Source organism: Enterococcus sp. LJL51 (genome assembly GCF_049894025.1).
Classification (GTDB): domain Bacteria; phylum Bacillota; class Bacilli; order Lactobacillales; family Enterococcaceae; genus Enterococcus_L.
Map to the genome: position 1 here is coordinate 132,235 of NZ_JBNEQE010000004.1, position 11,116 is coordinate 143,350.

An 11,116-nucleotide genomic window follows, 5' to 3' on the forward strand; every position below is an offset into this window, starting at 1 on the left:
ATTCCCTAACGTTAAGCTAGGAAATAACGGAACAGATCATCAATTTCTCACTTTTTTCTTTTTGCTGCTTGATTTTTTCATTCTAAATATTCTTGATAATCATAGTATGGAGTATAATCAATGTACTCCTCCCGATTCATCACAGCAAATAAGTTATCTGACAAAGGCTCCTCTTTCGTCACGTTGGACAAGAGAACTGCTGTTGACAAATCTGTAGTGTAGGGGAAATGGAGCGTAAGTGTTATCTCCATTTCACTATCTGCCTCTGTAAAATTAATATATTTGTCTGTTTTCTGATTTACATGATAAGGCAATGTACTGCTCTTACCATTTCCATCCTTTATAATTATCTTGTCTTCCAAAAAATCATAAGTTAAATTCTGGTCATTTGTATAGGTTACTTTCCATTCTCCTAAATAGCTTGATTCAGGCAGTATCTCCTTAGTTCGCTCAGAATTATTTTTACAAGAACCTAGAATGATCAACTGAAGAAAACAAAGAACAACCATCCGCTTTTTCATCACTATCCCCCTGTTCTTTTTATACAAATCCTTACCAAATATATGCAGGCTCCTCATTTTGAGTGATTGCTTCAAACAGCTCGTATTCCGGAACTATTTTTTGATTTCCAAAAACTGGGTCTTGAACAAGAGGATAGGGATCATTTATATAATAAAATGCAATTTCTTCACTATTTTTATAAGTGGCATAACCAACTATTAATATCATATGATTCGCTCTAGGTAAATCGGGATATAATTTATTCAAATCCACTGCTGCAAAGCTTGGATAGCCATTATCAATATTATTTTTTATTCTTTTTTTAAATAAATTCTCTCCCTCTTCCGTTTCATTAGCAGCAACTACTTGTACCCGATAGCCTGATTCACCTTCATCCGCTATTTCCTTATCAAATAAATAAGCATTAATCACTTAAACCATCTCAATATATTCTGTACCCGTAACAGAACTCGTTTTCATTTGTTGTGCCACTATTTCTTGCTCAACATCAAAACCAAAACTCTCCAGCAGCATTTGGACAGTTGCTGGTACACAGTAGTAATTTGTCTCTTGTATTCGCTGTCTAATTGGCAAACTTATTTTCCGTTCAATCTCTACGCCCAGCACAGTTTCATATTCGTGTTTTCTCTCATTTGACGTGTCGCTCATTGTACTCTGCTGCTCACTTGTACTGATTTCTTTGCTGGGAATACGATCTCCGTCATCTTTCTCTATCGAGCTTGACGAGCTGACTGCAGGTCTGCCCTCGTTGATTGACGAGCCAATTGTAGCATCAGTTGATTTTCCTGATTCTTTCTTTAGGATTCTTCCTCCTAAAAAGATTAGGAAAATCATGAGAATAACTGCTCCTCCTAAAAACCAGAATTTTCTGTTCCTCTTTTTCATCATAATCCCTCCGTAGTTGTTCAACCAGCCAAACAACTTGTTTATTTCAGAAAAAAAGTTCTCCTCTGCCTTTCTTAGCTAAACCTTCCCAGTGTTCATTCTTTCTTATTACTTTTAAAGTACCCTGTTCTAGCTATTTAGGCAATAGTCTTTCTGTATTTCTCTATACATTCATTCATTTTTCTGTCATTTCTGCTAACTTGACTACAGCCTTATTGGAGATAAGCCTTTACCTTCAACATAATGAGCGTAAAAAATTTGGCAAAGCCTATCATTTTTTTTGATTTTTTATTTTCATTCTACTTACTTTTAAGTATGCAAAAAGCAAACAGTTTTTTATCCACACACGACATCTGATAATCTGCTATAATGATGGGTAAGAACTTTTAGAAGAGGTGTCATTATGCAGTCTGCAGTGATTTTAAAAATCATTTCTCTTGAATCAACCTTTACGACAAGCGAGTATGAAATAAGTCAGTTTGTGATAGAAAATCCTGATTTCGTCATTACAAATACAATTACTACTCTTGCAAGAAAAATCAATACTTCTGAAGCTAGTATTAATCGTTTTTGCAAGAAAATTGGCTATAAGGGATTCAATAAATTTAAAATTGCCTTAGCCCAAAGCAATACACAATTTGACAAGTTTAGCGATGAAGCCGTTGATGAATCCAATCTATTAGAGTACGTCACTCATGATTACCAGAAAATGCTGCTGAATACCTGTGCTTTGCTGGATGAGAAGACAATAGAAGACGCAGCCTCCTCCATTATCCTTTCACGCAAAATATTTATCCTGTCAATTTATACGACATCCTTTATCAGCGATGAATTTGCTTTTAAACTGCGGCAAATTGGTTTGGATGTTACAACCTTGAAGGAATCACTGGAGGCACAACTATCTATTGAAAACATGAACAGTGATTCCCTTTTGATTGCGGTCGTTCCTTCTGTAATCAGCAAGGATGTTATTCCTTTCTTATCGAATATCAAAAAGAAGAATGTTAAAACAATGCTTCTATCGGGAAATGATAATCCTAAAATCAATGATCTTATTGACATAAAGATTATTACACCGGATCATGTCATGGCGAATAATCCGCTAGTTCTCTCAAATTCACCAATGATTTCACTAATTCTTGATATTATCTATGCCACAATTTTGAGAGACAATCGTGGATTGCGGCAGCGTAAGCTAAGCAGCGATACGATTATTAATTCCTTTCAATCTGCGGATTCATCAAAATATGAATGGTAATAAAAAAGGCCGTACTATACGAAAATGGTTGGCACCCATTTTCAATATAGTACGGCCTATCTTTGAATAAGCAGCTTTCGAATCTTCGCTTATTCGGATTTAGGTAGACTAAGAGTCTGAGAATTTATTATTTCCTATTCTCTTTTTTTATTTTTTCAGTTCGCGCAATGCCAAGGCAAAGTTGCCGATTGTTGCACTGCCATTGCCTGGAATAGCTGGATTTATAATATATGTATCCAAATTGGGAACATCTACATACCCATTATTCAGTTCTTTAAAAATGGCACGAACCTTTTCCATCAAGTGATCCTGCTGCATCACTCCACCGCCGAAAATAATCCGTTCCGGTGCAAAATTCAGACGAGTATTAAAAGCCAACTGAGCGATATAGTACGCTTCAATAGCCCAGACATCATGCTCTTCCCCCACCTTTTCACCTCGAAGACCCGTTCTAGCCTGCAGACTTGGTCCCGAGGCTAGCCCCTCCAGACAGTCTGCGCCATGTGAAGGACAGACTCCTTTAAAATCAGCGTCCAGCGGATGACGTTTTACGTAAGCATGCCCCATTTCAGTATGGGTGAAGCCGCCGATAAATTCTCCATTTTGAATTGCGCCACCGCCAATCCCAGTACCTACTGTATAATAAACGCAGGAGTTATCTTCCTGTGCAGCGCCCTTTGTATACTCACCAAAAGCACTTGAATTGACATCTGTTGTCAAAAATACGGGAACATCCAACTGCTTTTTCAGTGCCTTGAGAATGTTAAACCCTCGCCATTCTAATTTAGGAGTAGCTAAAATTTCACCATACTTTTCTGAATTCGGATTCACATCGACAGGGCCAAAAGACCCAATCCCAATTGCAGCAATCTCATAGTTGCTGAAAAACTCAATGGCTTTAGCCATCGTCTCCTCTGGATTTCCTGTTGGAAAAACAGCAGTATCCTGTACCTCAAAGTTCATATTGCCGACTGCACAGACAAACTTCGTTCCTCCAGCTTCAATGCTGCCTAATAACTTACTCATCCTTCTGTCCTCCACTCTCATTTCTAAAGACAAAACGTGTACAAAGTCTATTGAACCTTATACACGATTTCTCTTCTATTCTAATTTAAAAAGCTGCTGTTGTCCTCTATTTCTAGTTACTTTTTTCAACTTTTTCAAAAAGCTTTTTATATTGCTGTTGTTCACTTACAAGCTCAGATTCAGTTATACCTCCTGTTTTAAGCAGATAAATATAGTCATAGCAGCTCGGTAGAAAAGGCAAGTCCAGTGCTTCTTTTGTAAAGCTGTTGGCAGCAATTTCGCTCGTCCGCTGAACCTTCGCCTTCCTTGATAAGCCTAAGAACTGAAAAGATTCGATATTCTCCAACTGATCGGGAACCATTAATCCATGACCATATTCAAGATAATGGAAGAACTCATGCATCAGCACAATATTCTTCATCGCCTCCATCTCCAGTTGGTTAGCTTCAGCTAGTGCTCGGATTGACTGGTCATAGATAAGTACCTGATGATTGCCTTTCCGGTCTGCTTCAAACTGGGCCCTAAAAGTTACCTTAAAAAAACTGCCGTCTCCCTCATCTGTCTTAACAGCAATATTTCTATCAGCTAGTAATTCCTCTGGAGATTTCCCCTTGAACTCTTGCCCTAATTTTCGCCCAATCTCTAGAGCCTCTCGGACATAATAGGGTACTTTTTCATCTGGAATTTTATGGAACAGCAAATCCTGCTTCAACTCTAAATAGCCTAAAAACCCATCAGAAAAATCCATCATATTTTCACCTCTATTTATAAGCGACAGCAATAATTTCCTCATCCGGTTCAAGATTTTCTGTCTCTACATCCATTATAGACGTCAACTGCTCAATTGTCTGCATCCCAGTCAAATCAAGCATTTTTTCTTTATAAAATAGAAATACCTTAGGGATAGTCGCATTGGCGTCTGAATAGATTGTATAGTCATCTACGAAGGACAGGAAATCAGATTCTGTCTGATTTTTCTTGAAAGTCAGATAGTGGGCATTGCTTCGTTTAAAGCGCACTACCCCTTCCCGATCCACTACGCAAACATTATTCTGTTTACTCTTAAACAAGAATTTCTTCTTAACGACTAAAGCATCCATCAAATTCCAGCGGCCAATTTGAGCAATCCTCTGCACTGTATTTCCATCAATACCTAAAGCTTCTGAAGTGATTTGTCTCAGCTCGTCTTCAGTAACATCTGCTGCTCCGAGATTTTTTTGCCTTAGCTCTGTTGCCCCCGTCGCCACTGCTCGAACGATGTTTCGCTGAGAATCAATTTCGATATTGACTTCTACTGTTTCTTCATTGGCACCAGACTGAATAATTTTCTCAATGACATCTGCTCTGATTTTTTTGATATCCTGCTCTGTAGGATTATTAACAGACCGTTCAATCTGTTCCCGTACCATAGCCAGCGCCACACCAATCGTAGAAATATAAGGCGCATTCTTAGCCAGCTTCCATTTATAATTGAAATGTTCTGCCAGTGCAGGTACAACGATAGCTCCGCTGCCGCCGCCGCCAACTAAGGTAATAAAGCTGCGGTCCATCTCATATTCGTCAATGAGTTCATCGATAACCGGCTCCAGCTTTTCCATTGCCAAGCGTACAACTTCTTTAGCTGCTGCTTCTGCCGACATGCCAAGATAAGCACCTAACGCCTCCCAGGCTGCCTGATTACTTTCCCGCTTTCCTTCTGCATAGTCTCCTGCTGGAACATAGCCCAATAGGTTGGCCGCTCCAGCTAATGTATAAGAGTAGGTATTTCCGGTACTGCTTTGAACCACTGCGTATTCATTGGGATCTCCTTCACGAGGGGAGACAAATGCAATAACAGGGTCAGCCAAGTTTTCTTTATCTGTGAAGCATTCATATTCGAGCCCGGCAATGTGGGCACTTCGAGGACCTACATCAATGATTTTCCCACCTTTTGCCCGAATCATACTACCGCCTGCAACTGCCAGCGTCCGAACATCCAATGAACGTAGATAGGTTTTGTGTCCGCCAACCTGAGCGTATTTAATCATTACTTTTCCATTTTTGATGACCGAAATATCCACACTTGTACCGCCAACCTCAAAGAAAATGCCATCGCTGACTTTTTCATACATCAGTGCACCAGCTACACCAGCCGCAAGTCCAGACAGCATAGTTAAAATCGGTCGTTGTCTCACTTCGTTAATGCTCATCACACCGCCGTCACAACGCATAATCATCAGATTGGACTGAATATTAGTATTTAGGACCGCATCCTCTGTCATGTTTGCCGTCTGCATCATCTTGGGAATCAGCGAAGCATTAACTACCGCTGTCCGCGTCCGCATTTTCAAACCGTAAAGCTGAGAAATCTCATGACCGCCTGTCGCATAGAGCTGCATTTCCTGTGCCTTTTTGATCACAGTCAGCTCATTTTCCGGATCATCTACCGAGTAGGCTTCACTGGCCACAACTACTTGGCAGTCATTTCCTACTAATGTGCGGATACCCGCTTCTATCGCTTCATTGTTTAATTTGGCTGAGTCAATGAATAAATGCTCAGAGCTTAGATACTTGTTAGGTGCCAGTTCAATATGCTCAATAGCTGTTTCTTTCTTGGCTGTTCGGGCATCCATTCCTGTGCCCATCCCGATAACTCCAACCTTGGCAACATCACCTTCAAGAAGTGCATTTGTTGCCTGTGTTGTCCCATGAGCTATGAACATTACATCTTCCGGCGCAATCTTATTTTCTGTTAAAAGCTTCTGAATAATTGTAACTATCCCCTGAGCTACGCCCTCTTCATGGGTAGTAGGAATTTTCAATTTTGCAATCACATCATAGGTTTCATTATCAATGGCAACTGCATCTGTAAATGTACCGCCTACGTCAATACCGATTCTTACTTTTTTACTCATACTAATCCCTTCCAACCGTCTCTTAATATAGGAAGAATGAAGATACAATCAATCCAATGACTGTGGATACAGTAATCCAGACAATTGTTTTCTTCAAGACTTCGTTGACATCTGTTTTTGTGAAATCTGATACCCAGACATTATGTGAATTTGTCGGATCACAGACAGCTTGAACATTACTATCTAAGCGCAATGCTACCATTGCTGCTATCGGATTCATACCGCCGGCAACCAGTAAAGAAATAATCCCGCTGCCTAGACCCCAAACATTTAATGGACCGCGATAGATAGCTAACGGCGACAGCAAGCCAAAGACTAGAATAAACATCAGTTGATTTTTAGGAATCATCATGGAAATCGCCGGCTGCAGAATTTGTGAAACTTCAACAGACATTACTGCATTTAAAAGCATCCCGATGCCAATCATCAGACCAGCCGCACCAGCTACATCCTGAATCCCTTCAACAAAGGAGCTGCTGACTACATGAATCGGATTTTTTGGTGTACTTAATAGCAGAGCCGCTGCAATACCAATAATAATGGAAGCAACCAACGGAACTTTAAAGGCAAATACTAAAACGACTGGGATAATTGGTGAAATCAGGGCTATGCTTCGAACCTGTCCATTATTTCTTTGCTTTACAGGCATTGCCCATGCCTTCCGGCGTTTCCCTTGAAACTTGATATAGTAAAATACCATTAAGACAGATACGATGATTAGCGGAACGCCGACCAGCCAGGAATAAGAAGTTACTGTTTCCAGCGGTAACCCTAATACATCAATATAAACTGCTAGTGTTGATACGGAGAAAGTCACTCCTATCCCGTTTGCCAGCAAAAGAATAATCCCGCTGACCATTGGCGACAGACCCGCTGAAATCATAATTGGGATAATAATCGTTCCAACCAAAATAACCATTCCCAAGCCGTTGCTGGCAGCAAAAATAACGGAACATACTGCCAGGAAGGACAAAGCTATCGGCAGGGCTTTATCTCCTGCCATCTCCGCTGCCTTCTTAATGATTGTTTCTGTTACGCCAACTTTGCTTAACACCTTACCGAACAGTGATCCAAAAATCAATCCGGAGATAGCTGTTGACATCCGCATCGAACCAGCTTCCAGAACATCCTTTACAATCGTAAACTGCTCCCCGTCATTCGACATAAACTGAATGCCGGCAATAAAAGATATAGCTATTGCCATAATAGGAAGGGCAAGAATTGTCGGCACCTTCCTCGTCATCATTAAGCCGACCATTACTAAAAACACAAGTAAAATACCAATTAACTGTACTGTTTCCATCTCTTCTCCTCCTATTTTTCGATATAGCTTCCTTGTTTAATTAATGTATCCTGTAATTTCGGAATATCAATTTCCTTTACTGACTGCCCCCATTTAACGGCCTGTGCTGCTGCTGTCCCGGCTGCTTGTCCGATGGCAGTCATTGTCGGCGTCGTGCGGATTGCCGCCTGCGCTTCAAAGGAAGCTGAAACACATCGTCCGGTTACAATCAAATTATCTAACTCATTCGTAATCATGATTTCATAAGGAATTTTATAATAGCTATTGAAGGCATCTCTGTTAAATGCATGATCCTGAAGCTCTTCATTTTGATTACTGTGAACAGATACTGTTCCTTCTCCCTTAGGGTTGTGAATATCAATCGGATAACCGGAATGTGCAATTGCTGTTTGAAAATCTTTATTTTCCAGCACATCTTCATTCGTCAGTGTGTAAACTCCTCTGATTTGTCTGGTGCCTCTAACGCCAACGCTTGGTCCAGTGTAGGCTACCTGGGCCTGCTCAAAGCCGGGAATATTTTTTACAAGGAACCGATAAAGCTCCTCACATTGTTCTCTTCCCAACATTTCCGCCCTTGTCAAGCCTGCAGCAGATACACCGCTTTCATTAATGATTCTAGAAGTATTCATAATGAATTCTCCCGGTGTGCCTGTTTCAAAAAAGAGAATATCCTCTCTTGGAATAGAGATTTCACCATTTTCCTTGGCTCTTTTGAATTCTTCATCAAACCCTACAAATGATAGGATTTCCGTATTTTTCATCACATTGAGATCTCTATTCAGGCGTGGAAATTTTTCCGGTTCAGCCAAAACTGCCTGTCTTAAAGCCTTTGTATCCACACCATAGACCTTCATATTCATTGTCATTGGCTGCATGGCGTTATCTGCTTCTCTACCTAGCTGAAAAGGAATACCGGCCTGTGTTGCTAAATCAGCATCTCCTGAAGCATCAATAAAAACTTTTCCATGAATTCTTGAAATGCCGTCCTTGTTAGAGACAACAAGACTTGTCAACTCCTTCTCTTTTAGCTCAACATCTATCAGGTACGTATGGAAAAGCACGTCGCAGCCAGCTTCCGTTACCATCTCATCCAGCACCATTTTTAAACCCTCTGCAGAAAAAGGCGTAACATAGGAAATATAATTCGTTGAATCCAACACATGTCCTGGCGAGTAGCCCCGCTTCACGAGACGTTGAACCATATCTTCCCCTAATCCTTGAATTACCTGTTTTTCGCCTGCAAAAAATGTCATCATTGGTCCAACACCATTCGCAGTCAACGTTCCGCCAAAATAGCCATTTTGATCAATGATTAGTACCTTCGCTCCATTCTTTGCTGCAGCAATTGCAGCAAAGGCACCAGACATCCCTCCTCCTGCAACAATGACATCGTAAGATTCTTTCAAATCCTTTACATGAATCATCTGAAATTCCTCCTTAATAGGTTAGCGCTTACACACATAATACAATATTTTCAAAAAATGTCAACATTTATGAAAAAAATATTCTTAAATATGCTATACTAATTTTGAAAGGGGCTGACCACATGATCCAGATAAGTAAAGTAAAAGTCACCGAAGACGTTCATTTCATTAGCTTTTCAATAGAAGATGAGTTCTCTGTAACCTTTAGCAATTTAGGGAGTGCTATTTATGGAATAAAATTTTCAGATAAGAACAAAAACTATGAAAATGTGACATTAATACCTGACAATCCGTTGGAATGGATAAAAGAGCGAACCTATTCAGGAGCAGTTGTCGCTCCTTTAGCAGGACGATATCATCCTCGTCATACCAGCCTAGAACAAAATAGAGCCCCGCTGCATTTTCACGGGGGAACAGCGGGTTATGATAAGCAGCTATGGCGATACACCATTCAGCAAACAGAGGATACTGCTCAGCTTATTTTTTCTTTTTCTGATAGGAAAAATCAGTTGGAGGCTGAAGTTTGTTATTCTCTAACATTATCAAAACAGCTGACTATGGAAATCACCGCTCGTACAGAGCGTACAGCTTTTTTTAATCCAACTAATCATATCTATTTTAACTTGAACGGCAATCTCTTTGACTCTGTCGAAAGCCATTCACTTTACCTAGATAGTACAGCTTACTATTTGGAGAATGAGCAAAAACTGATTTCCGGACTTTCATCTATTCCGACCAACAGCCAATGGGATTTTACTCAGCCTACAGGAAAATCACTAAGTAATCTAGCAGCCTACGGTGGTCTGGATACAACGTTTAAACTGGGAGAGAAAAAAGAGGGACTAATTCGGCATAAAAAAAACGGCCGAGCCGTTCGCATTAAAACGACCTTGCCGGCCGCAGTCATTTTCACCTTTAATCAGGAACAACCTGCCTTTAGCATTGACGGGCGCTGTTATCCGAGATATGCAGGTATTACTTTTGAAACACAGCTTCCAGCAAACGATTTAGAAGCTGCTCTAATTACAATAGATAAGCCCTACTACGCCAAAACCAGCTATACTTTTCTTCACATTTGAAAGGTGCAAGTGAGCTGTTTACCGTGTGTTATTCCTCATTTCGTACTATACTGATAATATAAAAACTTGCAATAGAAGCTTTTGCAGGAATTACACAGACAGATACAGGAAAAGAGGGATTTGCATGTCCATTTATGATTTTGAAGCAACACTTGAAAACGGAGAAACCTATTCACTTGACCGCTATAAAGGTCAGCCCCTAATTATTGTAAATACCGCAACAAAATGTGGACTGGCACCTCAGTTTGAACAACTGGAAGAATTATATAAAACGTATAAGAATCAAGGTTTAGTTGTTCTGGGTTTCCCATCCGATCAATTTAAACAAGAGCTTGAAAATGGTCAGGAGGCTGCGGAAGCCTGCCGCCTAACTTATGGAGTAACCTTCCCGATGCATCAGCTGTGCCGGGTAAATGGGAAAGAGGCGTTGCCTCTGTTCAGCTATTTGAAGGAAGAAACGGGCGGTACATTGGGTAGTGCGATAAAATGGAACTTCACCAAATTTCTGGTGAATCAGCAGGGCGAAGTTGTGCAGCGTTATGCACCTCAAACTAATCCGCTAAAAATGACCGCAGATATCGATGCGCTATTGGCTGCAAACTAATCGTTCTAAATCAAAAGCTGAAAGAATAGCGTATAGAAAAATGAGTTGAGGGGATCTTACTCATACTCTTTCTGCATAGGGAACAGGACGTTTTACTCCTATTAATCAGAACAGAATACTA

General features: G+C 40.3%; 11 protein-coding genes. 3 read left to right on the plus strand and 8 right to left on the minus strand.

What is annotated here, in order from left to right:
- Positions 1-77 precede the first annotated feature (77 nt).
- The 3 genes from ACPWSO_RS05925 to ACPWSO_RS05935 are packed head-to-tail and all read right to left on the minus strand — an operon-like array spanning position 78 to position 1,407.
- Positions 78-521, minus strand: a complete 444-nt coding sequence (locus ACPWSO_RS05925; RefSeq protein WP_426081940.1) for a hypothetical protein — start codon at positions 519-521, stop codon at positions 78-80.
- Between the two features lie 31 nt (positions 522-552).
- Positions 553-933 carry a hypothetical protein gene (locus ACPWSO_RS05930; protein ID WP_426081941.1) on the minus strand — a complete coding sequence of 127 codons (381 nt, stop codon included), beginning with the start codon at positions 931-933 and terminating at the stop codon, positions 553-555.
- The gene (locus ACPWSO_RS05935) at positions 934-1,407 is read right to left on the minus strand and encodes a C39 family peptidase (RefSeq protein ID WP_426081942.1); all 474 of its coding nucleotides are present in this window, start codon (positions 1,405-1,407) and stop codon (positions 934-936) included.
- Positions 1,408-1,810: 403 nt separating this feature from the next.
- On the opposite strand from ACPWSO_RS05935, the gene ACPWSO_RS05940 reads away from it, so the two are divergent.
- Positions 1,811-2,665 carry a MurR/RpiR family transcriptional regulator gene (locus ACPWSO_RS05940; protein WP_426081943.1) on the plus strand — a complete coding sequence of 285 codons (855 nt, stop codon included), beginning with the start codon at positions 1,811-1,813 and terminating at the stop codon, positions 2,663-2,665.
- Positions 2,666-2,812: 147 nt separating this feature from the next.
- Here the strand turns inward: ACPWSO_RS05940 and scrK are convergent, their stop codons facing one another.
- From scrK to ACPWSO_RS05965, 5 genes are all read right to left on the minus strand, one after another.
- Positions 2,813-3,691 carry a fructokinase ScrK gene (scrK, locus tag ACPWSO_RS05945; protein ID WP_426081944.1) on the minus strand — a complete coding sequence of 293 codons (879 nt, stop codon included), beginning with the start codon at positions 3,689-3,691 and terminating at the stop codon, positions 2,813-2,815.
- A 112-nt stretch (positions 3,692-3,803) separates the two neighbouring features.
- Positions 3,804-4,442, minus strand: a complete 639-nt coding sequence (locus tag ACPWSO_RS05950; protein ID WP_426081945.1) for a hypothetical protein — start codon at positions 4,440-4,442, stop codon at positions 3,804-3,806.
- A 10-nt stretch (positions 4,443-4,452) separates the two neighbouring features.
- On the minus strand, positions 4,453-6,585 hold the full coding sequence (locus ACPWSO_RS05955; RefSeq protein ID WP_426081946.1) for a hydantoinase/oxoprolinase family protein: 2,133 nt from the start codon (positions 6,583-6,585) through the stop codon (positions 4,453-4,455).
- 22 nt (positions 6,586-6,607) lie between these two features.
- Positions 6,608-7,888 (minus strand): citrate transporter, encoded by a 1,281-nt coding sequence (locus ACPWSO_RS05960; RefSeq protein ID WP_426081947.1) that lies wholly within the window; start codon positions 7,886-7,888, stop codon positions 6,608-6,610.
- 11 nt (positions 7,889-7,899) lie between these two features.
- A complete protein-coding gene (locus tag ACPWSO_RS05965) occupies positions 7,900-9,312 on the minus strand; it encodes an FAD-dependent oxidoreductase (protein ID WP_426081948.1) in 1,413 nt (470 codons plus the stop codon).
- Positions 9,313-9,434: 122 nt separating this feature from the next.
- Here ACPWSO_RS05965 and ACPWSO_RS05970 point away from each other — a divergent pair, with 122 nt between their 5' ends.
- A complete protein-coding gene (locus ACPWSO_RS05970) occupies positions 9,435-10,391 on the plus strand; it encodes a hypothetical protein (RefSeq protein WP_426081949.1) in 957 nt (318 codons plus the stop codon).
- Positions 10,392-10,515: 124 nt separating this feature from the next.
- Positions 10,516-10,995: a glutathione peroxidase gene (locus tag ACPWSO_RS05975; protein ID WP_426081950.1), complete on the plus strand. Its 480-nt coding sequence runs from the start codon at positions 10,516-10,518 to the stop codon at positions 10,993-10,995.
- Positions 10,996-11,116: the final 121 nt, after the last annotated feature.

What these genes read in the sequence shown, in the direction of transcription:
- ACPWSO_RS05975 (WP_426081950.1), top strand. Translation starts at nt 10,516, where the DNA reads ATGTCCATTTATGATTTTGAAGCAACACTTGAAAACGGAGAAACCTAT.
- ACPWSO_RS05935 (WP_426081942.1), bottom strand. Translation starts at nt 1,407, where the DNA reads ATGAAAAAGAGGAACAGAAAATTCTGGTTTTTAGGAGGAGCAGTTATT.
- ACPWSO_RS05950 (WP_426081945.1), bottom strand. Translation starts at nt 4,442, where the DNA reads ATGATGGATTTTTCTGATGGGTTTTTAGGCTATTTAGAGTTGAAGCAG.
- ACPWSO_RS05970 (WP_426081949.1), top strand. Translation starts at nt 9,435, where the DNA reads ATGATCCAGATAAGTAAAGTAAAAGTCACCGAAGACGTTCATTTCATT.
- ACPWSO_RS05960 (WP_426081947.1), bottom strand. Translation starts at nt 7,888, where the DNA reads ATGGAAACAGTACAGTTAATTGGTATTTTACTTGTGTTTTTAGTAATG.
- ACPWSO_RS05925 (WP_426081940.1), bottom strand. Translation starts at nt 521, where the DNA reads ATGAAAAAGCGGATGGTTGTTCTTTGTTTTCTTCAGTTGATCATTCTA.
- ACPWSO_RS05955 (WP_426081946.1), bottom strand. Translation starts at nt 6,585, where the DNA reads ATGAGTAAAAAAGTAAGAATCGGTATTGACGTAGGCGGTACATTTACA.
- ACPWSO_RS05940 (WP_426081943.1), top strand. Translation starts at nt 1,811, where the DNA reads ATGCAGTCTGCAGTGATTTTAAAAATCATTTCTCTTGAATCAACCTTT.
- scrK (WP_426081944.1), bottom strand. Translation starts at nt 3,691, where the DNA reads ATGAGTAAGTTATTAGGCAGCATTGAAGCTGGAGGAACGAAGTTTGTC.
- ACPWSO_RS05965 (WP_426081948.1), bottom strand. Translation starts at nt 9,312, where the DNA reads ATGATTCATGTAAAGGATTTGAAAGAATCTTACGATGTCATTGTTGCA.